28 protein-coding genes are annotated in these 26,439 nt (G+C 60.3%); 12 read left to right on the top strand and 16 right to left on the bottom strand.

The features are described from left to right. Positions 1-13: 13 nt before the first annotated feature. From B9A97_RS01530 to odc2, 3 genes are all read right to left on the bottom strand, one after another. Complete coding sequence (locus B9A97_RS01530; protein WP_084363205.1) at positions 14-652, bottom strand: outer membrane protein; 639 nt, start codon at positions 650-652, stop codon at positions 14-16. Between the two features lie 264 nt (positions 653-916). After that, positions 917-1,510 carry a GNAT family N-acetyltransferase gene (locus B9A97_RS01525; protein WP_084363204.1) on the bottom strand — a complete coding sequence of 198 codons (594 nt, stop codon included), beginning with the start codon at positions 1,508-1,510 and terminating at the stop codon, positions 917-919. Between the two features lie 83 nt (positions 1,511-1,593). Beyond that, positions 1,594-2,727, bottom strand: a complete 1,134-nt coding sequence (gene odc2, locus B9A97_RS01520; RefSeq protein WP_084363203.1) for an ornithine/lysine decarboxylase — start codon at positions 2,725-2,727, stop codon at positions 1,594-1,596. 545 nt (positions 2,728-3,272) lie between these two features. On the opposite strand from odc2, the gene B9A97_RS01515 reads away from it, so the two are divergent. The 3 genes from B9A97_RS01515 to B9A97_RS01505 all read left to right on the top strand — a co-directional run bounded on the left by B9A97_RS01515 (position 3,273) and on the right by B9A97_RS01505 (position 5,957). Further along, a complete protein-coding gene (locus B9A97_RS01515) occupies positions 3,273-4,166 on the top strand; it encodes a LysR family transcriptional regulator (protein WP_084363202.1) in 894 nt (297 codons plus the stop codon). 70 nt (positions 4,167-4,236) lie between these two features. Next, positions 4,237-4,878: a DUF1007 family protein gene (locus tag B9A97_RS01510; RefSeq protein WP_084363201.1), complete on the top strand. Its 642-nt coding sequence runs from the start codon at positions 4,237-4,239 to the stop codon at positions 4,876-4,878. Further along, positions 4,872-5,957: a nickel/cobalt transporter gene (locus B9A97_RS01505; RefSeq protein WP_084363200.1), complete on the top strand. Its 1,086-nt coding sequence runs from the start codon at positions 4,872-4,874 to the stop codon at positions 5,955-5,957. The genes B9A97_RS01510 and B9A97_RS01505 overlap by 7 nt, the downstream gene beginning before the upstream one ends. Positions 5,958-5,970: 13 nt before the next feature. Here the strand turns inward: B9A97_RS01505 and B9A97_RS01500 are convergent, their stop codons facing one another. The 7 genes from B9A97_RS01500 to B9A97_RS01470 all read right to left on the bottom strand — a co-directional run bounded on the left by B9A97_RS01500 (position 5,971) and on the right by B9A97_RS01470 (position 12,497). Next, positions 5,971-6,477, bottom strand: coding sequence for a chemotaxis protein CheW (locus tag B9A97_RS01500; protein ID WP_084363199.1), 507 nt, complete (start codon positions 6,475-6,477; stop codon positions 5,971-5,973). A 127-nt stretch (positions 6,478-6,604) separates the two neighbouring features. Next, positions 6,605-8,443: a methyl-accepting chemotaxis protein gene (locus tag B9A97_RS01495; protein ID WP_084363198.1), complete on the bottom strand. Its 1,839-nt coding sequence runs from the start codon at positions 8,441-8,443 to the stop codon at positions 6,605-6,607. A 265-nt stretch (positions 8,444-8,708) separates the two neighbouring features. Then, on the bottom strand, positions 8,709-9,698 hold the full coding sequence (locus B9A97_RS01490; RefSeq protein ID WP_084363197.1) for a WD40 repeat domain-containing protein: 990 nt from the start codon (positions 9,696-9,698) through the stop codon (positions 8,709-8,711). Positions 9,699-9,753: 55 nt separating this feature from the next. After that, positions 9,754-10,860: a CobW family GTP-binding protein gene (locus B9A97_RS01485; RefSeq protein ID WP_084363196.1), complete on the bottom strand. Its 1,107-nt coding sequence runs from the start codon at positions 10,858-10,860 to the stop codon at positions 9,754-9,756. Between the two features lie 122 nt (positions 10,861-10,982). After that, positions 10,983-11,387, bottom strand: coding sequence for a type II toxin-antitoxin system VapC family toxin (locus B9A97_RS01480; protein ID WP_084363195.1), 405 nt, complete (start codon positions 11,385-11,387; stop codon positions 10,983-10,985). A gap of 3 nt (positions 11,388-11,390) precedes the next feature. Beyond that, positions 11,391-11,639, bottom strand: a complete 249-nt coding sequence (locus B9A97_RS01475; protein ID WP_179145189.1) for a type II toxin-antitoxin system VapB family antitoxin — start codon at positions 11,637-11,639, stop codon at positions 11,391-11,393. A 63-nt stretch (positions 11,640-11,702) separates the two neighbouring features. Beyond that, complete coding sequence (locus tag B9A97_RS01470) at positions 11,703-12,497, bottom strand: creatininase family protein (RefSeq protein WP_084363193.1); 795 nt, start codon at positions 12,495-12,497, stop codon at positions 11,703-11,705. A 92-nt stretch (positions 12,498-12,589) separates the two neighbouring features. Here B9A97_RS01470 and B9A97_RS01465 point away from each other — a divergent pair, with 92 nt between their 5' ends. From B9A97_RS01465 to B9A97_RS01450, 4 genes are all read left to right on the top strand, one after another. Continuing rightward, complete coding sequence (locus B9A97_RS01465; RefSeq protein WP_084363192.1) at positions 12,590-13,087, top strand: MarR family winged helix-turn-helix transcriptional regulator; 498 nt, start codon at positions 12,590-12,592, stop codon at positions 13,085-13,087. Between the two features lie 132 nt (positions 13,088-13,219). Continuing rightward, positions 13,220-14,236 (top strand): LacI family DNA-binding transcriptional regulator, encoded by a 1,017-nt coding sequence (locus tag B9A97_RS01460; protein WP_084363191.1) that lies wholly within the window; start codon positions 13,220-13,222, stop codon positions 14,234-14,236. Positions 14,237-14,246: 10 nt separating this feature from the next. After that, positions 14,247-15,212 carry a 2-hydroxyacid dehydrogenase gene (locus B9A97_RS01455; RefSeq protein WP_084363190.1) on the top strand — a complete coding sequence of 322 codons (966 nt, stop codon included), beginning with the start codon at positions 14,247-14,249 and terminating at the stop codon, positions 15,210-15,212. 103 nt (positions 15,213-15,315) lie between these two features. Further along, positions 15,316-15,774, top strand: coding sequence for a hypothetical protein (locus tag B9A97_RS01450; RefSeq protein WP_084363189.1), 459 nt, complete (start codon positions 15,316-15,318; stop codon positions 15,772-15,774). 21 nt (positions 15,775-15,795) lie between these two features. Here B9A97_RS01450 and B9A97_RS01445 read toward each other — a convergent pair whose 3' ends face one another. Continuing rightward, positions 15,796-16,554, bottom strand: a complete 759-nt coding sequence (locus tag B9A97_RS01445) for a gamma-glutamyl-gamma-aminobutyrate hydrolase family protein (protein ID WP_084363188.1) — start codon at positions 16,552-16,554, stop codon at positions 15,796-15,798. A gap of 296 nt (positions 16,555-16,850) precedes the next feature. On the opposite strand from B9A97_RS01445, the gene B9A97_RS01440 reads away from it, so the two are divergent. Beyond that, entirely contained in the window at positions 16,851-17,957 is a 1,107-nt protein-coding gene (locus tag B9A97_RS01440) for a TRAP transporter substrate-binding protein (RefSeq protein WP_084363187.1), read from the top strand. A gap of 86 nt (positions 17,958-18,043) precedes the next feature. Here B9A97_RS01440 and B9A97_RS01435 read toward each other — a convergent pair whose 3' ends face one another. From B9A97_RS01435 to B9A97_RS01425, 3 genes are all read right to left on the bottom strand, one after another. Beyond that, positions 18,044-18,238, bottom strand: a complete 195-nt coding sequence (locus B9A97_RS01435; RefSeq protein ID WP_084363186.1) for a hypothetical protein — start codon at positions 18,236-18,238, stop codon at positions 18,044-18,046. Positions 18,239-18,415: 177 nt separating this feature from the next. Beyond that, entirely contained in the window at positions 18,416-20,266 is a 1,851-nt protein-coding gene (locus B9A97_RS01430) for a TRAP transporter large permease (RefSeq protein WP_084363185.1), read from the bottom strand. Positions 20,267-20,268: 2 nt separating this feature from the next. Further along, positions 20,269-20,826, bottom strand: a complete 558-nt coding sequence (locus B9A97_RS01425; protein ID WP_084363184.1) for a TRAP transporter small permease subunit — start codon at positions 20,824-20,826, stop codon at positions 20,269-20,271. A gap of 217 nt (positions 20,827-21,043) precedes the next feature. Between B9A97_RS01425 and B9A97_RS01420 the strand changes: the two genes are divergently transcribed. The 4 genes from B9A97_RS01420 (at position 21,044) to B9A97_RS01405 (ending at position 24,920) form a co-directional block, all read left to right on the top strand. Beyond that, positions 21,044-23,341, top strand: a complete 2,298-nt coding sequence (locus tag B9A97_RS01420; protein ID WP_084363183.1) for a putative bifunctional diguanylate cyclase/phosphodiesterase — start codon at positions 21,044-21,046, stop codon at positions 23,339-23,341. 166 nt (positions 23,342-23,507) lie between these two features. Further along, a complete protein-coding gene (locus B9A97_RS01415; RefSeq protein ID WP_084363182.1) occupies positions 23,508-23,732 on the top strand; it encodes an aa3-type cytochrome c oxidase subunit IV in 225 nt (74 codons plus the stop codon). A gap of 101 nt (positions 23,733-23,833) precedes the next feature. Next, entirely contained in the window at positions 23,834-24,142 is a 309-nt protein-coding gene (locus B9A97_RS01410) for a hypothetical protein (protein WP_084363181.1), read from the top strand. Further along, the gene (locus tag B9A97_RS01405; RefSeq protein WP_084363180.1) at positions 24,132-24,920 is read left to right on the top strand and encodes a hypothetical protein; all 789 of its coding nucleotides are present in this window, start codon (positions 24,132-24,134) and stop codon (positions 24,918-24,920) included. The genes B9A97_RS01410 and B9A97_RS01405 overlap by 11 nt, the downstream gene beginning before the upstream one ends. A 79-nt stretch (positions 24,921-24,999) precedes the next feature. On the opposite strand, the gene B9A97_RS01400 is transcribed toward B9A97_RS01405, so the two are convergent. Both B9A97_RS01400 and rpsU read right to left on the bottom strand, forming a co-directional pair. Next, a complete protein-coding gene (locus tag B9A97_RS01400) occupies positions 25,000-25,806 on the bottom strand; it encodes a tetratricopeptide repeat protein (RefSeq protein ID WP_244564081.1) in 807 nt (268 codons plus the stop codon). 196 nt (positions 25,807-26,002) lie between these two features. Further along, positions 26,003-26,242, bottom strand: a complete 240-nt coding sequence (rpsU, locus tag B9A97_RS01395; RefSeq protein ID WP_084363178.1) for a 30S ribosomal protein S21 — start codon at positions 26,240-26,242, stop codon at positions 26,003-26,005. Between the last annotated feature and the right edge of the window lie 197 nt (positions 26,243-26,439).

The raw sequence follows: 26,439 nt of genomic DNA, 5'->3' as shown, positions 1-26,439 counted from the left end.
ATGCCAAAGCCGCTTAGAACTTCACACCGAGGCCGACGCCGATGACGTGCTGGTTGAAGTCGGTGTTGACGCCCTGGATGTTTCGCTCGCCGTAATCGTTGTAGCGATATTCGAGACGCGTAAAGATGCGGTCGGTGAGGGCGTAATCAACGCCGGTGCCGACGGTCCAGCCATGCAGCGTTTCGTTGATGTTCACGCCGCCGCCTTCAACGTTGAAGTCGGTGGCCGTCCAGCCGCCGGCAACGTAGAACAGGGCGCGGTCGAAGGTCGCACCAACGCGGGCGCGTACGCCGCCGTTCAGGCCGGTGTCGATCGTGCCGCCCGGATAGCTGTTTTCGTTCCAGTCATAGTTCAGGTCTGCTTCCAGACCTGCAACGAAGCCGGAGCTGACTTCCCAGTTATAACCAACAAAGCCACCGAACCGTGCGCCGTCGAAATCGTCCGAGGCGGCGCCTGTACCGTTATAGAAATCGGCGTCGCCCCAGCCGTAGCCACCGAACGCACCCGCGTATCCACCGGCCCAGGAGAAGGCAGGTGCCGATACCACGGCTGCCGGTGCTTCCGGAATGGGTTCAAACACTGCGTCAGCAGCGAATGCTACGGACGAGGTTGCGAAGATCGCCACGGTACCGAGCAGGATTTTCTTAATCATGGAATGTACTCCCCTGTTAGCAAGGAACGCCCCACGGACATTCCCATCGACGCGACCACTGCGTCGCTGCTGCCCAAAGCAAAACACCTACGTTTTGTTCCGGGGCCTGAGGCGATTTTTTGCCAGGCAATAAAACACTAGCCAGCAATGCGGCAAAAATGACACGAATGGCCTCACAAACGCGTGTTTTGCAGCAAATAGGAAAAGCTTCAACCCGTTTCCGGGAAGAAGCTTAATGTCGTGTTGATGGGCCTTGAATAAGGCTCAGGCGGCGCGAATTGATCGCGGCTGGCTCAGTTTGCGACCTGTTGCCACGATCATGCCGGCAGCGCCTTCAAGCCAGCCGGCTTTCAGTTCCAGCCCCAGGAAACGATCGCGGGCGAAGGGGCCGGGCATCACGAGATGCTGTGCCTTGGAGGCGGAGAAGCCAAAACGCTCGTAGTAGCTGGCATCGCCGACGAGCAGGACTGCGCCATGTCCGCGCTTACGGGCTTCCAGAAGGGCAGCCCGCATGAGAGCCGAGCCGATGCCCTTGCCCTCATGTGCGCCATCCACAGCCAAAGGTCCGAGAAGCAGCGCGTCGATGGCATGGCCGTCACGGGTGACGCCAGCCTCAATGTTCCACAGCCTGATCGTGCCGATCACATGACCTGCGCGATCGCGGGCAACGAGCGCCAGCCCTTCGGCCGGAACGCGGCCGTAGCGGATCTTTTCCGAGGACTTCGTGCGTCGGTCGGCGCCCATGGCGCGGTCGAGCAGGGTTTCGCGCGCAACGACGTCGGCCGGCGTTTCGTGGTCGATGACAAAGGCAGGTGCTGCTGCGAAAAACGCGCGCACGGAATCAAGAACAGCGGCCATGTTGGCCTCCCGTACCAAGAAGTGTTTCCAATAATTGTTTGTTTTCGCCGCGCCGGTTCTCCGGCGCGGTCGTCAGACGGTGCTTAGATCACGTAGGCCTTCAGCGGATCGAAGCCGTTGAAGGCAACCGCCGAGTAGGTCGTGGTGTAGGCGCCCGTGCCTTCGATCAGAACCTCGTCGCCGATCGTCAGGGACAGCGGCAGCGGATACATGTTCTTCTCGTAGAGCACGTCAGCGGAATCGCAGGTCGGGCCGGCGATCACGCAGACTTCCATCTCGTCGGCGTCATGAATGGTGCGGATCGGGTAGCGGATCGCCTCGTCCATGGTTTCGGCGAGGCCGCCGAACTTGCCGATGTCGAGGAACACCCAGCGATGGGCGTCGTTGTCCGACTTCTTCGAGATCAGCACGACTTCCGCCTTGATGACACCGGCATTGCCGACCATGCCGCGGCCGGGCTCGATGATGGTCTGCGGGATGTTGTTGCCGAAGTGCTTCTTCAGCGACGCATTGATTGCCTGACCGTAGGCTTCTGCGGACGGGATGTCGCGCAGGTACTTGGTCGGGAAACCACCACCCATGTTGACCATCTTGAGCACGATGCCCTGCTTGGCAAGCGAGCCGAAGACGCGCTTGGCATCGGCCAGAGCCGCATCCCAGGCGTCGACCTTGGTCATCTGCGAGCCGACATGGAAGGACACGCCGAAGCTTTCCAGGCCCAGCTGGTGGGCATAGACAAGTACGTCGACGGCCATCTGCGGCACACAGCCGAACTTGCGGCTGAGCGGCCATTCGGCGCCTTCGCCATCGGTCAGGACGCGGCAGAACACACGGGCACCGGGAGCGGCACGGGCGATCTTTTCCACTTCTTCGTGGCTATCCACGGCGAAGAGGTTGATGCCGAGCGCATGGGCGCGCGCGATGTCGCGTTCCTTCTTGATGGTGTTGCCGAAGGAGATGCGGGCAGGCGTCGCACCGGCGTCGAGCGCCATCTGGATTTCCGCAACCGAAGCGCAGTCGAAGTTCGAGCCCAGCGAGGCGAGCAGCGACAGGATTTCCGGAGCCGGGTTAGCCTTCACGGCGTAGTAGATCGCGCTGTCGGGCAGGGCATGGCGGAAGGCGCCGTAGTTGTCGCGCACAACGTCCAGGTCCACCACCAGGCACGGACCTTCGGGACGACGGGTCTTGATGAAGTCGAGGATACGGGCAGTGGTCATGGTCGAATTCCCCTATAGTTCCAAAGCTCCGGAAATCTCCCGGAGGACAAAGGGCTACAGACGTGCGATCAAGGAACCAGCCGGTGGAGACCCCGGAACCTCAACACGCGCCTGATGCACAGTTGGTGAACCAACGCCTGCCAAGGCAATCGGTTCGGCTTTGTCTGCCATGGATTGGAGGGGGACCCTACCGCACTTCCGGCAATGATGGTGTGCCTCTTCAGTACCCCGGCTGATGGAAAGCCGGCAGAGAACCAGAAAGGCCCGCACCGTCGTTGCTTCAAGATGTCCTCGCATTTCCCGGTTGGCCGGAATAGCGACTGGAGGGGTTAGTTCCAGGTACCTTACCGATGACCTCACCTTAGGGATAAATCCCAGTTCGAGGGTCGGCGGACACCCACAGGCACGTGCGACTTTGGGCAGCCACGGAGATAAGAACAATCGACGTCATAATCAAGCGTTTTTTGCCGCCCGACTTCAAAAAATTCATTGAACGAATTTGGCCAATTGTTCAGATTATTGGAACGAAGCACAGGGAGCGCAGCATGGATACCCTTACCCGGATCAGGGCCTTCATTGACGTGGTGGAGGCGGAGGGATTTTCCGCCGCGGCCCGGAAAACCGGGCGTTCCAAGGCTCTTTTGTCGAAGTATGTGCGTGAACTGGAAGATGAGCTTGGGGCGCTATTGCTGAACCGCACGACGCGGCAGTTCTCCCTGACGGAGGCCGGACACACCTATTACAGGACGGCAGCCGACATCCTGAAGGAGATCGACAATCTTGCGGACCTGGTGCGCGAGAACAATGCGGATCTCAAGGGCAAGCTGCGGATCACGGTGCCTCGAACCTTTGTCGATGCCGAAGTCGGCCAATCACTCATCGATTTCGCCACAGCGAATCCCGATCTGACGCTGGAAATCGTGGCAGACGACCGATTCGTCGACATGATCGAAGAAGGCTTCGACCTGGCGATCCGTGTCACCAAGCTCGATGATTCCGGCCTCATTGCCCGCAAGCTGTCGGACTTCCGCATCTATGCCTGTGCCGCGCCTTCCTTCGTGCTGAAATATGGACCCTTCATCCACCCGCAGGAACTCTCCCGCGTTCCGTTCATCATCGACACCAATTCACGCTCTCACAACAGCGTGCGCTTCATGGATACGGATGGTAGCACGATCTCGGTCGCGGTCAGCGGGCCAATTGAAGTGAACAGCCCGCAGGCCACGGTGCGGGCGGCCCGTGCCGGGCTTGGCGTCGCCATGGTGCCGGACTTCATCGTGCGGCCGTATATCGAATCGGGAGAACTGATCTCCCTGTTCGACGACTTCCTGCCCCGCGATCGCGGGATCTATGCAGTCTATCCGCATCGCCGTTATCTGCCGGCCAAGGTGCGGGCCTTTGTCGACTACCTGACGGCCTGGTTCCGCAAGAACGACTGAGGACAGATTGTCCCATTTCGGCCTCAATGGATCGGGATAGAATGGCGGCGAATCGTGAAGGACTTTCTCCATGAAATGTGTGCGCTCTCTGGTCCTGGCATCCGCACTGCTTTCGCCGGCTGTTGCCGTGGCGCATCCGCATGTGTTTGCGGAGGCGCGGCTGGAGGTGATCAGCGGGGCTGACGGCAATCTCCAGGAGTTGCGGAACGTATGGAGGTTCGACGACATCTTTTCCTCCAGCGTGCTGATGGATTTCGACGCCAACACCGACCTGAAGCTCGACGACAAGGAACTGACCGAGATCGCCCACACGATCCATGAATCCCTGGCGGACTACACCTATTTCACCTTCATCACGCATGATGGCAAGCCGGTTGATGTCGCCAAGCCCGGGGCCTTCCATGTGGACTTCAAGGACAACCAGCTTCTGGTGTTCTTTACCATCACCACCAAGGACAAGCTGCCGCTCAAGGGCAAGCTTGGCTTCGGCGTCTACGATCCGACGCTCTACACCGCCATCGACTTCGCCAAGGACGAGGACATGCTGACGGAGGGCGAGGGGTTCGCGGGCTGCAAGCATGCGGTGGTTCGGCCTAATCCTGATGAGGTCATCGCCCAGAACCAGGCCAACCTAACGGAAGCCTTCTTCAACGATCCTGCCGGGACAGATATGGGAAAGCTGTTTGCGACACGGCTTGAAGTGACATGCTGATCGAGCGGCGCATTGGCGGGCTGGCCTTGGCCGCGGCCGTTTTGGCGCTATCGGTTGTCATGGGATGCAGCGCCGCTCATGCGGCATCGCCGCTTGGCGTGGGTACGGCGGAACCGGCCTTCCAGGCGTCAGGTCCGTTCGCCGGCTTCCTTGCCTGGGTCAACCAGCATCAGCAGGAATTCTACCGCGCCCTGACGACGGCCTTGAAGGCCATGCGCGAGGATCCGGGTGCGCTCGGTGGCCTTATCGGCCTGTCCTTTGCTTATGGCGTTTTCCATGCCGCGGGTCCGGGCCATGGCAAGGCGGTCATTTCCTCCTACTTGCTGGCCAATGAGGTCGAGCTTCGGCGGGGCATCGCGATTTCCTTCATATCCGCGCTGTTGCAGGGGGCGGTGGCCATCGGCCTTGTCGGGTTTGCCTATCTCGTCCTGCGCGGCAGCACCATCTCGCTCAGCGATGCGACCGGCGCCATGGAGATTGCCAGCTACGGCTTGATTATCGCGTTTGGCGTGTGGCTGCTGATCCGTAAGGCACGGCATATGATGCCCGCGCACGTTTCATCCGGCGGCGCAACGTCATCCCTGTTTGATAGTCCGCAGCTTGCTTCGATACCATCAGCGCCGCTTGTTCGCCAAAGTGCCAGAGGCCTGCGCTTTAAGGCGAAGGCGCTCGACCACAGCCATTTGGGGATTTCCGCCGGCGGCGTTTGTGCGGAATGCGGCATGACCCATCTGCCGGATCCCGGTCTGGTCCGGGCAGAGCATTTCAGCTGGCGGGAGGCATGGACGGCCGTGCTTGCCGTTGGTCTAAGACCATGTTCCGGCGCATTGCTCGTGATGACGTTCTCACTGCTGAACGGTCTTTATCTCGGCGGCATCCTGTCGGTTCTCGCCATGGCGCTGGGGACGGCCATCACCGTCTCCGTTCTCGCTGGTGTTGCCGTTTCGGCAAAGTCCCTGGCCTTGCGGCTGTCGGGACCTGGTACGACGGCTGCCAGGGTCACCGGCAGCGTCATCGAGATTGGCGGGGCAATCCTCATTATCGTGCTCGGCGCGATCCTGCTCGCCGCAGCACTCTGAGAACGTGTCCGGATCAGAATTCCTGCCAGCCGCCGGCGGCTGCACCGCCGCCGCCACCACCCGCATAGCTGAGGCTTGCGGCAAACAGCTCTTCCAGGTTCAGGAAGCAGATCATGGTGCCTTGATGCGCCAGGATGCCCTCTGCGAAGGTGGCGGCCTGGCCGGCGCTTTGCGGAACGGGCTGCAGGCTTTCCGCGGGAACCGTCAGTATATCGGATACGCCTTCGACAAGCAGACCAAGGGTCATCTTGTTGACATCAGTGACGATGATGGCGCTGCGTTCGGACGCCTCTGTGCCCGGCATGCCGAGCTTCACGGCAAGATCGATGATCGGGATCACCGTTCCACGCAGGTTGATCACCCCGAGTACTTCATAGGGCGCATGGGGGATTGGCGTGACAGGCGCCCATCCGCGGATTTCCCGGATCGAACGCGTCTTGACGCAAAAGGATTGATCATTCAGCCGAAAGGCGATGATTTCCAGAAATGCATTGGCGCTGGTATTCGCATTGATGTTCACGCCAGGATCCTCGCGTTTATGGGTGTTGAGCGCTTCTCTTTATAAGGGAAAGCTGTCGCAAGGCTGGCCTCCAAGACGAATGTCAGGGAAAATTTCCAGACCATGAGCCAGGATGTCATTGTCGATGTCACGCTGCGCTTCGCCGATGTGAAGCGACTCGCTTCGACCTAACCGCAGTTTCGCTCTGATTGAGCTTGAAGCGGCTGACCAGAGATGTCAGATGTGCCGCACCCTCAGCCAGGGCATGGCTTACGGCTGTCGTCTCCTCCACCATCGCGGCATTCTGCTGCGTCATGAGGTCGATCTCGTGCACCGCGGCGCTGATCTGCTGCAAGCCGACCGACTGCTCGCGGGCCGCCGTAGCGATCGCTTCGATGTTGCTATCGATGCGCGCGACATAGTCGCCGATCTGGTTCAGCACGGTGCCGGTTTCGCCGACGAGGCGCACGCCGGAACTGACCTCGGCTTCCGAATTGCCGATGAGCTTCTTGATCTCGCTTGCCGCGTCGGCGGAGCGCTGGGCGAGCGCGCGGACTTCCTGGGCGACGACCGCGAACCCCTTTCCGGCATCGCCCGCACGGGCGGCCTCGACGCCGGCGTTCAAGGCCAGAAGATTGGTCTGGAACGCGATTTCGTCGATCGCGCCAATGATCTTGCCGATTTCCGCGGAGGATTTTTCGATGCGCTGCATGGCGCTGACCGCATTGCGGACAACATCCCCGGAGGCGTCGGCGCAGGTTTTGGCTTCGATGACCAGCTTGTGGGTGTCTTGGGTCCGCTCGCTGGACGAACGTACGGTGGCGGTCACTTCTTCCAGCGCTGCGGCTGTTTCTTCCAGGGATGCGGCTTGCTGCTCGGTGCGCTTGGCCAGGTTGTCGGACGCCTCGCGCATCTCCATGCCGTTTTCGTGGAGCGTTTTGATCTCGGTCATGACCGCTTCCAGGGTTTGCTGGAAGGTGGTGATCGAGATGTTGAAATCGTGCCTGAGAGGCTCGAAGCGCGGATCGAATGGCTCCTCGATCGTCATGCGCATATTGCTGTCGGCCAGTCGGTTGAGGCCGGCGCCCAGCGTATCCACGACCCGCTGCAAGGCCTCTGCATCCACGCGGGCCTGTGCCTCGCGCACGGCGCGCTCGTGGTCCGTCATGGCGCGCGAGGCTTCCGTCTCACCCTCCAACTGGCGCTTTTCGAGGCCCGCTATGCGAAACACTTCGACGGCGCGGGCGATTTCGCCCACTTCGTCCGGGCGGGTGGCATAAGGGACCTGACGCTCCAGATCGCCTTCCGCCATCTCCGTCATGAAGCCTGCGATCCTGTTCAGCGGGCCAAGCGCGCGGAAGCGGACAAAGACCACCGCCCCCAGCGCCATCAGGATCAAGACCGCGCCGCCGACGAGGGCAATCCTCTCGCGGCTTGCGCTCTCAGTGGCGGCAAATTCCTCGCGGCTCTTGAGATAGGCATTCGACATTTCGACCAGTTCATTGACCGCGGTCTCATGCGTATGGAATCGCTCTCTGAGGCCCGGCAGGGCCGCTTTTACAGCGTCGCCGTCGCCGGCCGTTAGGGCTGGCAGATAGGCGGCATCCATATGTTTCCAGAATTCATCGCCTTTCACCAGCACGTCAGCATAGAGCTTTTTGCTGAGATCATCGGTGAGGGTCGAGTTTTTCCAATACTGATAGCGCTCGGCGTAAAGGCCATGCAGGGCGCTGATGCGCGCGGCGTTCGCCTCCGCCGTGTCAGGATGAAGTGCTGACTCGTTTGCCAGCGCATAGGTCTCGATCAGGTAGAGCGGCGGCGGCAGGATGTCGGCGATGAGATCCTTGCCATCCACGATCTGCTTGTAGATCGGCCCGTTGATCTTGAGTGTTTGCAGGGTCTGCATGCCCAGGCCCACGGTTGCCAACAATCCCAATGCCAGGGCGAGACCAGAGGCTGTCACGATATGCGAGATTTTCAAATGCATCACAGTAGCGCGCTCAAAAAATCGACGCGGGCATGTAATACCGGCAGCATAATGCTGCCAATGCCTTTGTCTGGTGTAAGACCCTCGAAAAGAATGCTGCGTTCCAGTGGTCGGCGTTTGACGCTTTACGAGATTGAAGCGCGGACCGACTGGAACATCGTTTACCCTAAGGCTTAAGGCTTACCGATATATTAAGTATAACGTAACTTGAACTGAAAATGACGGAAGGGCCGACCGCATACGCTATTGGGTCGGCATTGGTGCCTCAGGCGGAGATATCAATCACACCGCAGTCGCCTGCGTCGGAGGCATAGGCGACCAGTTTGCCCGTCGCGCTCCAGCCCATCGAGGTAATCGCGCCCTTACCTGGACGGCGCAGCAAGGCTTCCTTGCCATCCGCCAGACGTACGGCAAGGATCATCCCGTCGATGAAACCGATCGCCAGCACCTCCTCGACAGGATGGAAGGCGACATGGGTGACGAGGATATTGGCGCGAGTGCCGAGTTCCAGCGGCGCCTTGCCCATGGGGCCGTCCTTGCCGGCAAAGGGCCAGACGATCGCGGCCGGTGCGCCTGACGATGCCAGCCACTTGCCCTTGTTGGACCAGGACATCGACTTCACTTTCGCGGGATAGCCGGTCATGCGCATATGCCGGGTGTCGCCGCTGGCCTTGCCATCCAGCTTCCAGCCATGCAGTGCGTTTTCCTGCATTGTGGTCACGATGAAGCGGCCGTCCGGAGAGAAGGTGACGCCGTTATGGGCGCCTTTCCACTCCAGATCGACAGGAGCACCTGCCGTGCCGACCCAATGCAGGGTGACGCCGTTATAGCGCGCAGCCGCGATCCGCAGGCCCTTCGGGGCGAAATCCAGCCCTTCGATGGTTCGCTCCTCGGTGAATTCCTTCACGGAGCCATCGCCCAAGCGAACGAAGGCGGATTTCCCATAGGCATAGGCAACGGCGCCCTGCGGGCCGCAAGCGACGACGGAAATCCACTTGCGCGGCACCGAGGCCAATTCGGTGACTGAGCCGTCATGGGCAATCCTCAGGACCTTGCCGTCCTCACCGCCTGTCAGCAGCGTTTGGGTCGCCGGGTCCTTGATGCAGGTCAGCAGGCCCTGATGCGCTTCCGTCACCTTCTCCCCTCCGTCAAGGCGATGGATGGTCCCGGCCGCCGTGGCGAACACGGGAATATCGCCCAGAAAGGCCGCGGCAATGACGTGGCCTTCGAGATCGAGCGGAGCAACTGATGGCATCAGATAGTCTTTCTTAACTGCAAGTCGGGATCAGGGAATGGCCTGAGGACAGACCTCAGGCAGCCGCTTCGCAGGCGTGGAAGCTCTTTTCCAGCTTTTCGCGATCCAGGTTGCGGCCGATGAAAACCAGGCGGCTTTCATGCTTCTCGCCTTCCTTCCACGGACGCTGGTGATCGCCTTCGACGATCATATGCACGCCCTGTACGACATAGCGCTCTTCGTCGCCCTTGAAGGCGATGATGCCCTTCAAACGCAGGATGTTCGGGCCATCGGTCTGCGTGACCTTCTGGATCCAGGGGAAGAAGCGGTCCGGGTTCATCTCGCCGCCGCGCAGCGACACGGAGGTCACCGTCACATCATGGATCGGCGACGGCGCGTGATCATGGTGATGGTGCCCGTGATCATGGTCGTGATCGTGGTGATGGTGGTCATGATCATGGTGGTGGTGATGATGATCGTGCCCGTGGTCGTGGTCGCAATCGGGGCCGCAGACATGGTCGTCGCCATGGGTCAGGAAGTGCGGATCGTTTTCCAGCGCGCGCTCCAGGTTGAACGCGCCCTGGTTCAACACCTTCGCCAGATCAACGCCGGAGCGGGTCGTGGTGTAGATGCGCGCCGAGGGGTTGATGGCGCGAACGACATCTTCCACCCGATGCAGTTCTTCATGGGACACGAGGTCGGTCTTGTTGATGACCACCACATCGGCAAAGGCGATCTGGTCCTCGGCTTCGCGGCTGTCCTTCAGCCGCAGCGGCAGATGCTTGGCATCGACGAGGGCCACGACGGCATCGAGCTCGGTCTTGGAGCGCACATCGTCATCCATGAAGAATGTCTGCGCCACCGGCACAGGGTCGGCAAGGCCCGTGGTCTCGACGATGATGCCGTCGAAACGGCCGGGGCGACGCATCAGGCCTTCCACAACGCGGATCAGGTCTCCGCGCACGGTGCAGCAGACGCAGCCGTTGTTCATTTCGTAGATCTCTTCGTCCGACTCGACGATGAGGTCGTTGTCGATGCCGATCTCGCCGAACTCGTTGACGATGACCGCATAGCGCTTGCCGTGATTGTCGGACAGAATGCGGTTGAGAAGCGTGGTCTTGCCTGCGCCGAGATAGCCGGTCAGCACGGTCACGGGAATGGGTTTCGCTGCAGCTTCGGTCATGAAAACCTCTGTCTAGGGAATGCGGCGGATACCGCCATGTTATGGTGTTACCCCATATAGGCTGTGCCGCGCGTCAGTTCAAAGATTTTGTTAGGGGCCGCGAAATCAGGCGGGGATGGCTATCATGGAAGCGTTGCAACGTCCGTCTGCTTCAACAGTTGATCGGTCGTCAACAGAGGCTGCGCCAGAACCTTGGCATAGGCATAGTGAAAGCAATCGAAGTTGCTGAGATGGCGGCGACCAATGCCATGGCGCTCGGCAACCGCAATGGCATGCCGCAGGATTTGCCGAGGGTTCTCCGCCTCTCGCAGGTCTATGCCGCGTGCTTCCAGCCATTCGACGACGGCACCTTCAGCCTCGCTGAAGGTGCAATCCAGTTGGTCCGGCCGCGACAGCACGATGATTGCCTCCCAGGCTGCCATTGCTGAGGTAAAGGGTGACGCGGCGGTGAGCAGTGCCGTTTCATACGCGTCAGCACTGTCTTCCCCTGTCATCATCGAAACGATCGCACAGGCATCGACAAACATCGATCACGCGCCCAAGTCGTGGTCGAGATCGTGATAGGCTTCCTGTGGCACAGGCGCGCGCGCCTTTTTGAAGGCAAGGCCGCGGTTGGCAAGGATTCTCGCGGCGGTGTCCCGGGGACGTTCCTGCTGCAAGCGTTTTGCAATGGTTTCCCGCAATGCGGAAATGACCGCTTCGGTAATCGTGGATCGATCAATCTCGGCCAATTGCCTTGCAAGCGTATCAGCCTGCTCATTTCTGATGTTCAGGGTCATCGCCATTGCTCCGTGTGTAGCTCAATTTAGTTGATCATGTAGCTATCCACAAGGACGCAGGGCCTACTCCCAAGTGTCCGACAGATCAAACGCCGCCACATCCGCCAGCAATTCCAGCAGTCCTGAGACTGCATGATCCAGGAGGCGCTCTCCTGCCTCTGCCGTTGCCGCGGCCGCGTTTCCGGCGACGCCGTCAGGATTGAGGTCGGACATCTTCCATCCGAAAGCATGGGGGCCATAGGCTCGGAGATGTTTGAAGCGGTGCGCAAATTCGGTCTGGCGCGAAGGGAAGTCTCTTGCGCTGGACCTATCGACCCTGTCGGGATCGAGCGCCAGCATCACGGAGGTTTCGATCAGGCCGCCATGGATATCGATCGCCTTGGCCTCTGGCGAGATGATGCCGTCAGGCAGGCCGAAGCGGGTCCAACTGGTGGCGACCGCGAGCATGTTGAACCGCACCCGCGCCTCGGTCGCGACGATGGTCATCAAGGGCGAGTTGCCGCCGTGGGCGTTCAGCATCACGAGCTTGCCAATGCCCATGTCATGCAGGCTCTTGGCAATATCAAGCCACCGGTTGATCGCCTCGTCGAAGCCGAGCGATTTTGTGCCGGCGACATCGAGATGTTCGACGGAATAGCCGACGGGCTCGACGGGCAGAAATGTCACGGGCAAGGGCGCCGGCAGTCGATCGATGAGGCGATCGACCACGCCCTTTGCGATCAATGTGTCGGTATCAAAGGGCAGGTGCGGGCCGTGCTGCTCATGCGCGCCCATCGGAAGGACAGCAATCCAGTTCCGCCGGTGTCTCGGCCCGAGGGCCGGGTCGTTGTCCTCAAATCGCGGTCGTGGCAGGGCCATCTGGCACTTCTTTCAAAGATTGTTTAAGGATCAGGCGGCGATGCCGACCATCAGGCGTCCAAGCCGCCGGGCGGCCGGGTCTTGGGGGGACAATGTCGAAAAAAGACAAAGGCGACAAGAAAAACAAGGCTGGCAAGAAGAAGGACGCAAACGAGGCGGCGCTGCGAGAGCTTGGCCCGGCCATCATTCAGGCCGCTCGTTCGCTCAGGACCGCCATGTCGCACAGCCTTGCCGAAAGCGGGCTCTATGCCGGGCAGGACGGCGTGATCCAGGCGCTGGCGGAGGAGGATGGGCTGACCCCCGGATTGCTGGCCGCCAAGCTCGGCGTCAAGGCGCCGACGATGACGCGCACCATCGGCCGCATGGAGGCGCAGGGCTTCGTCGAACGCCGGGGCGATGGCGGGGATGGGCGGCTGACCAAGGTGTTCCTGACAGATGCGGGTCGCACCAGCCTCGATACGATCCATGCCGCCAATGAACGCTGCGAGCAGCAGGCGACGCGCGGCCTTTCCGGCAAGGATGTGCGGCAATTGGTAAAGCTTCTGTCCGTCATCGAGGAAAATCTCCAGGCGGAAAACCTGGAGCCGTAAGTGCCGGATAACGGGTTGCTGCCGTCGGGAGGTTGCAAAGCCGCGTTAAATTGTTTAATTAAAACTTTTAATCGACTGTATTCAGTATGGAACAAGGCTGAGGATGTCGGCGGTCGTGTGCGAGGGGGACACGTGGCGCAGAAAATCAAGCTTTCCACAATTGCAGAGTCGCTCGGGCTTTCCACTGCGACAATCTCATTGGCATTGCGCGACAGCCCGCTCGTTGCGGCTGATACGCGAGAGCGGATTAAGGAGCAGGCGAGGGCGCTCGGCTATATCTATAACCGCCGCGCCGCCAGCCTCAGAACCTCGAGATCCGGGATCATCGGTGTCGTGGTGCATGACATCATGAACCCGTTCTACGGCGAAATTCTCAAGGCGATCGAAAGCGAGCTCGATCGCAGCCGCCATACCTTCATCCTCTCCAACCATTATGATTCCGTCGACAAGCAGCGGACCTTTATCGAGACGCTGCTGCAACTGGGTGGTGATGGTGTCATCCTGTCGCCGGCCATTGGCACACCGGCGGAAGATGTGATGCTGGCGGAAGACAATGGCATGCCGGCCATCCTGGTCGCACGCTCAATGGAGGGCGTGGAACTGCCGATCTATCGCGGTGATGACAGCTACGGCATTTCGCTCGCCACCAACCACCTGATCGGCCTTGGCCATCGCGTGATTGCCTTTATCGGCGGCACGGACCAGACCTCGACCGGACGCGACCGCTACCAGGGCTATGTCAATGCCCTGCGCAAGGCCGGCATCGAGGTCGATCCCAATCTGCGCATTCCCGGCCCGCGCTCCAAGCAGGGCGGCTTCGAGGCGGCAGTGCATTTCCTGTCGCTGCCGCAAAAGCCGACGGCCGCCGTCTGCTGGAATGACCTGGTCGCGATCGGCCTTATGAACGGGGTGGCGCGTGCCGGCCTGATCGTCGGGCGGGACATTTCCGTCACCGGCTATGACGACCTGGAGGAAGCCTCGATCGCCACCCCAGCCTTGACCACCGTCTGGAACGGGCAGGCGGAGGTTGGCCGTCTTGCAGCACGAGCCCTTCTTGATAAACTGGCCGGCAGTCACGAACCCGACGGCATGCATCTGATCAAGCCGGAGATGCGCATCCGCCAGTCGACGGGCCCCATTAATCGCTGAGGAATTCTACATGACCGACACCAGGGCGACCATCCTTGTCCCCGGACGCATTCATCCGCGCGTATTGGAGCGTCTTCAGGACCGTTTTGAGATCTTGAACGTGCCGGTTGGTGAATATCCCGACCTCTCCGCCGAGGATGCTGCGCGGGTGCGCGGGATCGCGGTTTCCGGTTCCGTCAGCGAAGCCTGGATGGAGCGTCTGCCGGCGCTGGAGATCATCGCCAACTTCGGTGTGGGTTACGACGGCGTGGATGCCGGCGCGGCTGCCCGACGCGGCATCATCGTCACCAATACGCCCGATGTGCTGAACGATGAGGTCGCCGATACCACCATCGCCCTTCTGCTGAATACGCTGCGCGAGTTCTACACCGCCGAGCGATATCTGCGTGATGGCCGGTGGGTAAGTGAAGGCCCTTATCGCTTGACGCCGCTTTCCTTGCGTGGCCGTCATGTCGGCCTCTATGGCCTGGGGCGGATTGGGCTGGAGATCGCCAAGCGGTTGGAGCCGTTCAAGGTCAAGATCAGCTACCACACGCGCAGCCCGCGCAGCGGTATCGACTATGCGCATCATGACTCGCTCGAGGCACTGGCTGAAGCCGTCGATACGCTGATCTGCATCGTGCCCAAGACGCCCGAGACCTTCAAGGCCATCGACGCCAAGATCCTCAAGGCCCTTGGCCCGAATGGGGTGCTCATCAATGTCGGCCGCGGCTGGAGTGTCGATGAGGAGGCGCTGGTTGCGGCGCTCAACGAGGGCACGATTGCGGCCGCTGGCCTGGATGTCTTCCAGGACGAGCCGACGGTTCCGCAATCCCTGCTTGATGCGCCCAATACTTCGCTCCTGCCGCATGTGGCCTCGGCCTCCGTGCCGACCCGAAATGCGATGGCAGATCTCGTGGCGGACAACATCATCGGCTGGTTTGACCGTCGCCAGGTGCTGACGCCGGTTCCGGAAACGCCAGTTGTTGGTGCATAATTTGCTAATATAGTCTGTAAAACTGGCTATTTGTTCAGCTTTCGGCAAGCTTTGAGGCGCAAGCTCTCCTGACATTCGCAGTTTCGCGGCAGGAGAGAGGCCGATGAAATCTTATGCAACTGTTGGTGCGGTCAGCATGTTCGCGGCTCTTGGCGCCGCAATAGCCTTGCTGGCGTGGGACGGCACCAAGTCGAGCCCTGCCATGCCCGATATCGATCCGATCACCTCGGCATCCGTGCCGTCGGCACAGCCCACGGACCAGTTGGCGGATGACGCGATCACGCGGTTTACCGTCTCGAACCTGGATACGGACACCGTTTGCCTCGTGGAACGCGGCAAGTCAGCCCTCGGACGAGGGACCGATTTCTCAGCCGAAGCAGATTGTGAGGCCGTCTGGCCGGGTCTCGCGGCGGCGCGAAGCTGGATCGAGAACGGCGACGGCTCGGTGACCTTAACGGATGAGCGCGGCACGGCCGTGCTGACGATGGGAACAGCACGCGGTTTCGACTATGCGACGATCGAGCCCAGCGGCGTCGATATCACCTGGCTGCAATTGCCCTGACGCCAGTCTGAGTGTGAAGATTTACCGGGCCAACTGCTTGGCTGCGGCGTAGTCCCTGACGGCTGTGCCAAAGGCCTCGAACAAGGCGCGCGAGGGCCTGTCCGTCTCGGCCCAGTATTCCGGATGCCACTGGACGCCGACGGCAAAGCCCTTGGCATCGATCACCGATACCGCTTCGATCGTGCCGTCATCGGCCACGGCTTCGATCTGCAGGCGTGGTGCAGCCTTGGAAATCGCCTGCCGATGCAGGGAGTTCACCATGATCTCGCCCGCGCCGACTACGGCTGCGATGCAGGACCCTTCCTTGACCTTGACGCTCTGGCGGATCGAAAAGGCGACATCGCGCTCGACATCGGCCGGCTTGCGATGGTCCCAGACGCCGGGCTTTTCCTGTATTTCGCTTTCCAGGGTCCCGCCCAGCGCGACGTTGAGCTCCTGAATGCCACGGCAGATGGCCAGCATCGGTATGCCGCGTTCCAGGGCCGCCCGGATAAGGGGCAGGGTGGTCGCGTCGCGGGCGGGGTCGAAGGGGCCATCGCTTTCCCTGGCCTCGGCGCCGTAGAGCGAGGGATGCACATTGGTGGCGGAGCCGGAGACCAGCAGCCCGTCGACCCGGTCGAGGATCGCCTCGGGGTCGTTGCCGTGCTCGAAGGCCGGCACGATGAAGCTCATGACATCGGCAACCTTCAAGGCTGCGCTGACATACTGGTTCTGCGCGGCATGCCATGTGGTGCCGTCAAAAACCCGGATATCGGCGGGAATGGCGATGATCGGCTTCATGGTATCTCCGGCGGGCATGATTTGCTGCCTGCTTTGTCGCTTGGCAATGGCTTTTCGTCAATCCATTGCGGGCCTGTTGTGCGGGCTGGCCGATACAAGGTCAGTGGCAGGATTCGCATAAGTTTTGTGCAATCCCGAAGGCAAAATCTCGTGTGTTTGCAGGCATTTCAAATAAGCCGAAAGAATAGTGCCAAAGCGCTTGAAACGCTTTGGGCAACATGATTATCTCGCCCCATTGCTGCCGGGGAGGGCGCTGGTTTTCCGCGCGCAGAGCAAACCATGATGGGAGGTACTACATGGATCGTCGTTCATTTATCAAGAAGGCGGGCGTGACGGGTGCAGGCGCTGCTGCCGCTACCGTTCTGGCCGCTCCAGCCATTGCGCAGGAAAACCCCAAGATCACCTGGCGCCTGACGTCGTCGTTCCCGAAGTCGCTGGACACCATTTACGGCGGCGCAACTGATATCGCCGAGCGCGTATCTGCAGCCACCGATGGTAACTTCGCCATTCAGGTTTTTGCCGCTGGCGAAATCGTTCCCGGTCTGCAGGCGGTTGACGCCGTTGCCGCCGGCACGGTCGAAGCCGCGCACACCACCTCCTACTATTTCTGGGGCAAAGAGCCGACCTTTGCCATCGGCACGGCGCTTCCTTTCGGTCTCAACGCCCGCATGTCGAACGCCTGGTTCAACCAGGGCAACGGCAACAAGCTGATGAACGAGTTCTTCGCGACCCAGGGCCTTTACGGTCTGCCGGCCGGCAATACCGGCGTGCAGATGGGCGGCTGGTTCCGCAAGGAAATCAACACCGTCGACGACCTCAAGGGTCTGAAGATGCGTATTGCCGGCCTGGCTGGCAAGGTTCTGGAAAAGGTCGGCGTCGTTCCGCAGCAGCTCGCCGGCGGCGATATCTATCCGGCGCTGGAAAAGGGCACCATCGACGCTGCCGAATTCGTCGGTCCATATGACGATTCCAAGCTCGGCTTCCACAAGGTCGCCAAGTACTACTACTATCCGGGCTTCTGGGAAGGCGGTCCTGTTGTGCACGGCTTCTTCAACCTGGAGAAGTACAACAACCTGCCGAAGCATTACCAGGCGATCCTCACGGATGCCTGCGCCTATGCCAACACTAACATGATGGCGAAGTACGATGCCAAGAACCCGGCTTCGCTGAAGCAGCTTGTCGCCGAAGGCACGGTGCTGCGTCCGTTCAGCCAGGAAATCATGGAAGCCTGCTACAATGCCGCCATCGGCATCTATGCGGAGCTGTCGGCACAGAGCCCCTATTTCAAGAAGACCTACGAAGATCAGTTGGCCTTCAAGAAGGACGCCTATCTCTGGGCACAGCTCGGCGAATACACCTTCGATACCTTCATGATGATCCAGCAGCGCGCCGGCAAGCTCTGAGCTTACAGCCGCCTCTTAAAACAGAAACCCAGGCTGAAAAGCCTGGGTTTTTTGTTGGGTGGACATCTTTCCGGTGAGGCCCGCTATCAGGCATAGCCGATGAGTGCGGGGCGCACCGTGCGGTCACCACCATAATCGCGCGCATGGGCGTTCGACGTCCGCTCCTGCTTGGCCATTGAATGAAGTTCGATTCGAGACATCTGGAAGGCGCCGTCCGCAAAGGTGCCCGTATCTGGCGTGTCGATGGGGTTGGAACGGACGGCGTTGAGCAGTGTAAACATTGTAGGCCTCCCTTTCCAGCGGAAACGACGCCGAATTGATTTCGTTCCCTCTTAGGCCCCTATTCGTTTATCTCCGGTTAACCATAACCGCATGACGTGATGACGTTTTGAATGCTGGTCCGGGCATGAAAAAAGGCGGCGTCAGTGGGCGCCGCCTTTGATTTCGATTTCGATCGATCAGCGAATGACCGGTGGCTGGCTTAGGTCAATAGCTGGTGCAGGAGCCGGTGCTGCCGGAGCGGCAGGTGCCGCGCCCGGAAGGCCGCCTTCGGTGTTGATCGGCGGTAGGCCGAAGGCTGGTGCCTGACCCGGGGCGCCAAGCGGCGGCAGCCCGAGGTTTGGCGCCTGATTGCCGCCGGTTCCCTGGCCGAGTGGAGGCAGGCTCATGCCGCCGCCCTGTCCACCAAATCCGGGTATCTGGATATTGATGGTGTTCGGGTCTACGGTAGGCGCATCGCCCTTGTAGCGCATTACCAGTTGCGGGAAGGCAATGACGACCATGATCATGACGAACTGGATCACGATGTAAGGGAAGACGCCGCGATAGATGTCGGCGGTCTTCATGCCTTCCATCGTCCGCCCGGTGACCTTGTCCTTCCACCTGCCGGACGGCGCAACCGACCGCAGATAGAACAGCGAGAAACCAAAGGGTGGCGTCAGGAACGAGGTCTGCAGGTTGATGCCGAGGATAACGCCGAACCAGACCAGGTCGATGCCGAGCGCATCGGCAACTGGTGCCAAGAGCGGCACCATGATGAAGGCGATCTCGAAGAAATCGAGGAAGCAGCCGAGGATGAAGATGATGATGGTGACGACGATCAGGAAGCCATATTCGCCGCCTGGAAGTGCCAACATCAGATCCTCGACCCAGACATTGCCGTTGATGCCGTAAAAGGTCAGGCCGAAGACACGGGAGCCGATCAGGATCATCATGACGAAGGCCGAGAGCTTCGTCGTTGCATCCAGGGCACTGCGAAGGGTTGTCATGTCAAGCCGACGCTTCGCCAAAGCCATCAGCAGAGCACCGGCAGCGCCCATGGCGCCGCCCTCGGTCGGCGTGGCAATGCCGAGGAAGATCGTTCCCAGAACCAGGAAGATCAGGGCAAGCGGCGGTATCATCACGATGATGACCTGCTGCGTCAGGCGCGAAATCCAGTTGAGAGAGAACTGCCGGTTTGCAAGCGCAATCGCGTAGAGCACGCCGACGGAGAAGCTGAGCGCCGAGACTTCCTGCCATTCGGGGCTTTCGATGCCGGTAAACAGCACGTGCTGGCCGAGGAAGTAAAGTGCGGTTCCCAGCACCAGCATGGCCAGAAGCGACCAGACGCCGCCGCCTAGTGTGCGGGCTTCCTTTGGCAGGGCAGGCGCCCATTCAGGCTTGATCAGGGAGACGATAAAGACATAGGCGCAGTAAGAGAGAACGATCAGGATCGCCGGATATAGCGCGCCGACATACATGTCGCCGACGGAGCGGCCGAGCTGGTCCGCCATGACGATCAGGACCAGCGAAGGCGGCACGATCTGGGCAAGCGTACCCGACGCGGCAATGGTGCCTGCGACCAGAGGACGGTTGTAGCCGTAGCGCAGCATGATCGGCAGCGAGATCAGACCCATGGCGATGACGGATGCAGCCACGACGCCGGTGGTTGCTCCAAGCAGCGCACCGACGAAAATGACCGCATAGGCCAGGCCGCCACGGATCGGGCCGAACAACTGGCCGATCGTGTCGAGCAGATCCTCGGCCATGCCGGATCGCTCGAGGATCAATCCCATGAATGTAAAGAACGGGATAGCAAGCAGTGTCTCGTTCGACATGATGCTGCTGCCGTAGATACGGTCGGGATGGCTTTGCAGCAGCGGCCAGAACAGCGTGATCTCGGGGGAGATGTGCGATAGCTCGACGCCGATGACGAAGAAGATGAGGCCGCCGGCCGCCAAGGTGAAGGCCACGGGATATCCCAGGATCAACAGGGACATAACCGTCACGAACATGATCGGCGCGAGGTTGTGGGCAATAAGGTCAATCATTGTTATCGCCCCGCTACTTCGTCGCCATCCTGTTCGCCGACTGGCACAGGATCCTCGAGATGGCCAGTCAGAACGGCGGCGCGCTTGATGATTTCAGAAATTGCCTGGGCGCTCAGCAGGATAAAGCCTGCGAGCACGGCGCCCTTGGCGGGCCAGATCGGCAGGCCACCGGCGCTGGAGGAGATTTCTCCACTGAAATACGACCGCCAGAACCAGGACCAGGAGAGATAGGTCAAGAGGAAGGCAAAAGGCGTCAGGAAGATGATATGCAGGATGAGGTCGATCCAGTCCCGGGTCCGCTTCGACCAGGACGAGGAGACGATGTCGATGCGGATGTGGTCATTCTTCTGGAGTGTGTAGGCGGCGGCGAGCATGAACACGACGCCGTACAGATACCATTGGAGCTCAAGCCAGGCATTCGATGAGATATCAAAGGCTTTGCGGATAATCGCGTTTCCGGCGCTGATCACTACGGCGGCGAGCAACAGCCAAGATACCCACCGCCCGATAGCGCCGGTGATCGCGTCGATCACCCTGCTAAGCGTTAACAAAAGGTGCATTTTTTTCTCCCCTGGACGTGTCTTCGTGCATAGAGCAAGCGCTGACGGCGCGCAACAGCGCACTTTAGCGCTTTGGTATAAGACCAAAGGCGTATTGGACGGCTTGGGAATGCCATGGTTAGCCAATGCTTAACGACTGTGCGGCAAGTAGGCTCAATGATCACAAGGCTCCTTTAATCGTTTGAAGTTAGTCTCCTGGCAAAAGAGGAGGCATGAGATGGCAACGCGTGCTCCGGGAGCAGTGACGACAGAGGTATATCTGTCCCTCGTCAGGTCGTTGTTCGGCAATCGACGGACACTGTTCGTGAGCCTTGGTCTGCAGACCGGGTGCCTGTTGCTGGTCTGGTGGCAGAGCGGGTTGCCGGTCTATCTTTGCCTTGCTGCCGCCTTCATGATCGTCGGGCTCTACCGGACCGCCACGCTCGCCTGGTTCGACCGGGCGGATTGCTCACTTTTGACGCCGGCGACGCTTGCACGATGGGAGCGCTGGTATCTCTCGGGCGCCATCTCCTCCACCTGCATTCTGGGGCTTGCAGCGGGTTATGCCGTTGCCACGTCGCATGGATCCTTTGCGGAGCTTGTCTGTATCTCCGTCGCCATGGTGACAGTCGTGTCGGTCGTCGGCCGCAACTATGGTTCGCGCAAGGCTGTCATTCTGCAAAGCCTGTCGCTCAGCCTGCCCATAGTCATCGCTAGCCTCGTTGTCGGCGATCCGGCTATGATCATCCTCTCGCTGCTGCTAATGGGGCTGGTGCTTGCCACCCTGCGCATGGCGGCCGGCATTCGCGATGTCCTGTCGCGCAACGTGCATGCGTCGCGGGCCGTGTCGCTCATCGCCGACAGTTTCGACACCGCCCTCAACAACATGACCCATGGGCTGCTGATGCTGGATCGCTACAATCGCATCCAGGTCATCAATCGCAAGGCCTGCGAATTGCTGCAACTGGGCGAGCATTATCGACTGAAGAATTGCGATCTGGATGTGGTGCTCAAGTTCGGTGTGCGCCATGCCATCGCCGATGGAAGCATGCCGGACCTGATCCAGAAGCAGTTGCGCCAGTTGGTCGGCGGTTCGGTGGCGCGCGCGGTGCTGCATTTTTCCGAAGACCTGGTGCTGGAATTCTCGGCAAGCCATCAGGCCGGCGGTGGCGTAGTCCTGATCTTCGAGGATGTCACCGGCCGCATTCATAGCGAGCGCAAGATCCTGCACATGGTGCGCTATGATAGCCTCACCGGCCTGCCTAATCGGAGCTATTTTGCCGATCTGGTCAAGGAGAGGGCGGGCGTCCTGCCGCCGGAAGCCGAGACCGGCATCCTGCTGCTGGATATCAACGATTTCAAGCATGTGAACGACATGAAGGGGCATGCGACAGGTGATCGGCTGCTGGCGGCCGTGGCCGATCGGCTGTCAACGCTCGCCGGCAACGACGTGCTGCTAGCCCATCTCCTGGGTGATCGCTTTGTATTCCTCTTTGCGCCCCGGGACGGACGCGTTGACGAGGCCATGCGGGATGTTCATGCAAAGGCAGCCGGCAGTTACGACGTCGACGGCACGACATTCCGGATCACGATGAATGCCGGCGGCGTGATTCTGCCGGCCGGGCAATTGTGTGTCGAAGACTGGCAGATCAAGGCAGACCTTGCGCTCTACGATTCAAAGTCACGGGGCAAGGGCACGCTCGCGCTTTTTGCCGAGGAAATGGATGCGCGCTATCTCGAGCGCCAGCGATTGAAGGTGGATTTGCGCGACGCAGTTGAAAACTGGCGTCTCAGCGCTCTCTATCAGCCCATGTATGTGCCTGATGGGTCGCAACTCTCCTGCTGCGAGGCATTGGCACGATGGACCCATCCGGAGAAGGGACCAATTGCGCCCAATATCTTCATCGAGATTGCCGAGGAAATGGGAATCGTCTCCGATATCACCCGCTTCATGATCGATCGGGCCTGCCGGGATTGCGTTGACTGGCCCGAGCATATCAGCGTTTCGGTCAATCTCTCCGAACATGATTTGCGCAATTGCGATATCGTCAGGACGGTTGAGGCCGCGCTGGCAGACAGCGGCCTGTCGCCGTCCCGGCTGCATCTGGAAGTCACCGAAAGCAGCCTTATCGAGGAGCTCTCGACCGTCAGCCTGCTGCTGGGCGATCTGCGCGCGCTGGGCGTGAGCATTGCCATCGACGATTTCGGGACGGGCTTCTCCAGCCTGAGCTATCTCGATCGGTTGCCGGTGGATATCGTCAAGATCGACCGCTCCTTCGTTCGCGATATCACGACGGATGCCCGGCGCTTCAAGCTGCTGCGGGGCATCGTGACGCTGTCGCGGCAGCTTGACCTGGAAATCGTGCTGGAGGGCGTGGAGACAGAGGCGCAACTTGAGCGGATTCGCGAGTATCGCTGCGCCGACCTGATCCAGGGTTATGTTTTCTCGACGCCTGTTTCCACCGACCGGATTTCGGTGCTCAGCGACAGGGCGCAAGCCTTGAGGTCACGGAGCGGGCAGAGCAAGGTTGCCTGAAAAACGTGCCTGCGACATCAGGATCGCCACCTGCCGGATTGCGCTTGAACGGCGGTTTGTGTAATTCCTTAAGCTGAAACGGTGCAGCATGCGCCGACCACAGATTTGAGATCGTGCCGTGTGCCGCCAGACCCAGCGGCGTCCGGCCTGCCAATGGGAGACAAGGATGAGCGAACACCACACCGGTCCGGTCGAAACGGGTGCGCCGATGGATTATCGCGAGCACGAAAAGACCTATGATGCTTTCATCGCCGGCACGAAATACGGCACGGTCATTTTGATCGCCCTGATGATCGCTATGGCTGCCGGCTTCTTCACAACGGCCGGTGCGATCGGTGGCACCTTCCTGTTCATCGTCCTGAGCATCGTCGGCGTCTTCTTCATGCGCTGATCGACCCTTCAAGGGTTTCGCGTCATGCGTTGCATCAGGGGGCTGGATGTCGATCCGGCCCCTTTTTCATGTGGGAATGGTCAACAGGGACCTCGAAGCCTATGTCCATGGACTTGAGCGAGATCTCCTACCTGATGCGGATTGGCTTGTTTGCGATGGCCGGCCTTGCCGGTTGGTTCGCAGTCATCGGCCTCCGCTTCTCTCTTCTGAAAAATCTCTGGGTGATACTGGCGCTTCTTCCTGGCATCCTGGTGGTTGGTGCCTTTGCCGTGGTTCGCGTTTCCGATGGCAGTGCGGCCGGCGCATTCGGGCTTGTCAGCCTGGCTCTGCTCGGCTTCTGCATAGTCGCTGGTGTCTTGGTCGCGAAGCGTCATTTGGCAGGGCGCCCGGGAGCGGCTGATGATCGCTAGCGCCGCATTCCTTGCCTGGCTCATTTCGTTCGTCTTTGTGGCCGTGAAGATCGGAGGTCTTCGCAGGCTTGGGGATACTGGGCCGGCATTCAGCCTTGTCATCGGCCTTGTGGGGTTAAGCGCCGTCGTGGCCCTCATCATGGCTCCGCCGGACTTTGGCGGCGTGGTGTTGCTCATACTGGGTCTCTCCTTTGGCGGCAGCGCCGGCGGATGGATGGCAAGGCAGGCTTCCGCTGAAACCACAAACACGGGTTTTGCAGCGGCACGAGCCGCGGGTGCAGGCGGGTGTCTCTGGATCGTCGCCGCAGCATTCGCCAGGTCGAACGGGAATATGGCGGTGGCGGCCACAGATCATGCCGCATTCGTCGCGCTGCTCCTGGCCGCCGGCTTTTCGGCACTGGCTTTTGGCGGCTTTGCACTGATGGCGATGCCGCGCGTTGTTACACCCCGCCTTCAATCTTTCGCCCGTCGCTCCACGCCACGTGTTCTGCTTACCGTCGGCTTGGCGATCGTGGTGATGTTGTCAGCATTCGCGGCCAGCATGGCGAGTCTGCCGCTGCTCTGGCTCTCCGCAGGCATAGCTGCGCTTTGCGGCGCGCTCTACACCGTTTCACGCGATGACACGGCACGCCTGGCGCACAACGCCGTTATGGATGCGAGTGCGGCAGTCGCCATGGGCATGATCGGCATAGCGCTTGGGGAGCCGATTGCCATCATCGCCGGTGGCTTTGCCGCAGCGGCCCTGCTGGGGATCGCGCACCGCGCTCACCGGCGATAGGTCTGACGCGCAAAAGGTAGAAAGCGCCCGCTTTTGATGAAGCGGACGCTTTTGCAAATTGGTGCCGGGTCTGAGTGTCTCAGGCGCCGGTGCGTGTCCGGGCGAGACCGTCTCGTGCGGGCTGGTACTTCGGATCAAGCCCGAGAGCATGGGCGTAAGACTTTGCGGCCTTGGCCTTGTCGCCGCGACGCTCGTAGATCAGGGCCTGATTGGCCCAGGATTCCGCCACCTTGCCATCGAGTTCAATGGCGTGGTTGAAATCGGCAAAGGCGTTTTCATCATTGTTGAGCGCGACATAGGACAGGCCGCGGCCGTTATGAGGCTCGGGCGACGAGGGCGACAGCGAGATGGCCTTCGAAAAGTCTTCGATCGCCTTGTCGTGCTGTCCGCGCACCTGATAGATCAGCCCGCGATTGTGATAGGCACGCCCGTCCGTGGTGTCGAGTTCGATTGCACGGTTGAAATCGCCAAACGCCTCGTTGATGCGGCCTGCCTGGCGGTAGATGTTACCACGGCCGATATAGGCCACGTCGTAATTCGGATTGAGCTTGAGCGCCGTGTTGTAGTCGTTTGCGGCTTCGACCGGCTGTCCCATGTTGCGATAGACCAGACCGCGGTTGGCATAGGCCTGGTAGAAGCGTGGATTGAGCTGGATTGCGCGGTTGAAGTCGTCAAGCGCCTTGCGGAACTCGCCGGCCCTGCCATAGGCCGAGCCGCGCACATTGTAGCCTTCCGGATCCTGCGGATTGGCGGCAATGACGGACGAGAGCGAGGCAATGTTCTCTTCCGACCCCTGAGCCCTGTCGATGCGGATCATGTCGTCCGTCTCGACGGTCGCGCAGGCTGATAATGCCAGCAGTGCGGCCAAGGCAAGGGCCGGGCGCATATGACGGCTATGTCGGGCTCTGACGGTTTGCGACTTGGCAAGGACGGGCGGAAACAGTTCAATCATTGCTGCTTGCAAGCTTTCCGTGGGGGCAGGGGCCTCTACATGGCCGAATGCCGATCAAAATGTGAAAAAGCGGCGGCGAATCGATCGCCCCCGCTCATAGAACATCGGAAAACGACAAAATAGGGGCCGCTTAGCGAGCAGCCCGTGCAGGTGCCTTCGGAGCGGCAATCAGGCCTTCGCGCTGCATGCGCTTGCGGGCCAGCTTGCGAACGCGGCGAACGGCTTCGGCCTTTTCGCGAGCGCGCTTCTGCGACGGCTTTTCATAGTAGTCACGCATTTTCATTTCACGGAAGATGCCTTCGCGCTGCATCTTCTTCTTGAGGGCGCGGAGCGCCTGATCAACGTTGTTGTCGCGGACAAGTACCTGCACGTCTATCCCGTTCCTTTGGTTGCGGTTGATTTCAGCAGATGTGTGCCATCGGCGGAAATACGATATGGTTTCGAAGGGCCAGCGCCCGGCGATTAGCGTGGGCAATTAGCAGATTGCCCCCTTGAAGTCCAGCCGGTGTGTGCCCATGGTCCGACAAATTTAGCGGACAATCGAAATATTTGCGACGGTGTCGAAAG

The sequence above is a fragment of the Rhizobium sp. RU36D genome (genome assembly GCF_900176345.1).
Lineage (GTDB): Bacteria > Pseudomonadota > Alphaproteobacteria > Rhizobiales > Rhizobiaceae > Allorhizobium.
This window is presented reverse-complemented; position numbering and strand designations above follow the sequence as displayed.

Excerpts from the sequence above, each read along its gene's own strand:
- B9A97_RS01530 (WP_084363205.1), bottom strand. The coding sequence starts at position 652 with ATGATTAAGAAAATCCTGCTCGGTACCGTGGCGATCTTCGCAACCTCG.
- B9A97_RS01525 (WP_084363204.1), bottom strand. The coding sequence starts at position 1,510 with ATGGCCGCTGTTCTTGATTCCGTGCGCGCGTTTTTCGCAGCAGCACCT.
- odc2 (WP_084363203.1), bottom strand. The coding sequence starts at position 2,727 with ATGACCACTGCCCGTATCCTCGACTTCATCAAGACCCGTCGTCCCGAA.
- B9A97_RS01515 (WP_084363202.1), top strand. The coding sequence starts at position 3,273 with ATGGATACCCTTACCCGGATCAGGGCCTTCATTGACGTGGTGGAGGCG.
- B9A97_RS01510 (WP_084363201.1), top strand. The coding sequence starts at position 4,237 with ATGAAATGTGTGCGCTCTCTGGTCCTGGCATCCGCACTGCTTTCGCCG.
- B9A97_RS01505 (WP_084363200.1), top strand. The coding sequence starts at position 4,872 with ATGCTGATCGAGCGGCGCATTGGCGGGCTGGCCTTGGCCGCGGCCGTT.
- B9A97_RS01495 (WP_084363198.1), bottom strand. The coding sequence starts at position 8,443 with ATGCATTTGAAAATCTCGCATATCGTGACAGCCTCTGGTCTCGCCCTG.
- B9A97_RS01490 (WP_084363197.1), bottom strand. The coding sequence starts at position 9,698 with ATGCCATCAGTTGCTCCGCTCGATCTCGAAGGCCACGTCATTGCCGCG.
- B9A97_RS01485 (WP_084363196.1), bottom strand. The coding sequence starts at position 10,860 with ATGACCGAAGCTGCAGCGAAACCCATTCCCGTGACCGTGCTGACCGGC.
- B9A97_RS01480 (WP_084363195.1), bottom strand. The coding sequence starts at position 11,387 with ATGTTTGTCGATGCCTGTGCGATCGTTTCGATGATGACAGGGGAAGAC.
- B9A97_RS01475 (WP_179145189.1), bottom strand. The coding sequence starts at position 11,639 with ATGACCCTGAACATCAGAAATGAGCAGGCTGATACGCTTGCAAGGCAA.
- B9A97_RS01470 (WP_084363193.1), bottom strand. The coding sequence starts at position 12,497 with ATGGCCCTGCCACGACCGCGATTTGAGGACAACGACCCGGCCCTCGGG.
- B9A97_RS01465 (WP_084363192.1), top strand. The coding sequence starts at position 12,590 with ATGTCGAAAAAAGACAAAGGCGACAAGAAAAACAAGGCTGGCAAGAAG.
- B9A97_RS01455 (WP_084363190.1), top strand. The coding sequence starts at position 14,247 with ATGACCGACACCAGGGCGACCATCCTTGTCCCCGGACGCATTCATCCG.
- B9A97_RS01450 (WP_084363189.1), top strand. The coding sequence starts at position 15,316 with ATGAAATCTTATGCAACTGTTGGTGCGGTCAGCATGTTCGCGGCTCTT.
- B9A97_RS01445 (WP_084363188.1), bottom strand. The coding sequence starts at position 16,554 with ATGAAGCCGATCATCGCCATTCCCGCCGATATCCGGGTTTTTGACGGC.
- B9A97_RS01440 (WP_084363187.1), top strand. The coding sequence starts at position 16,851 with ATGGATCGTCGTTCATTTATCAAGAAGGCGGGCGTGACGGGTGCAGGC.
- B9A97_RS01435 (WP_084363186.1), bottom strand. The coding sequence starts at position 18,238 with ATGTTTACACTGCTCAACGCCGTCCGTTCCAACCCCATCGACACGCCA.
- B9A97_RS01430 (WP_084363185.1), bottom strand. The coding sequence starts at position 20,266 with ATGATTGACCTTATTGCCCACAACCTCGCGCCGATCATGTTCGTGACG.
- B9A97_RS01425 (WP_084363184.1), bottom strand. The coding sequence starts at position 20,826 with ATGCACCTTTTGTTAACGCTTAGCAGGGTGATCGACGCGATCACCGGC.
- B9A97_RS01420 (WP_084363183.1), top strand. The coding sequence starts at position 21,044 with ATGGCAACGCGTGCTCCGGGAGCAGTGACGACAGAGGTATATCTGTCC.
- B9A97_RS01415 (WP_084363182.1), top strand. The coding sequence starts at position 23,508 with ATGAGCGAACACCACACCGGTCCGGTCGAAACGGGTGCGCCGATGGAT.
- B9A97_RS01410 (WP_084363181.1), top strand. The coding sequence starts at position 23,834 with ATGTCCATGGACTTGAGCGAGATCTCCTACCTGATGCGGATTGGCTTG.
- B9A97_RS01405 (WP_084363180.1), top strand. The coding sequence starts at position 24,132 with ATGATCGCTAGCGCCGCATTCCTTGCCTGGCTCATTTCGTTCGTCTTT.
- B9A97_RS01400 (WP_244564081.1), bottom strand. The coding sequence starts at position 25,806 with ATGCGCCCGGCCCTTGCCTTGGCCGCACTGCTGGCATTATCAGCCTGC.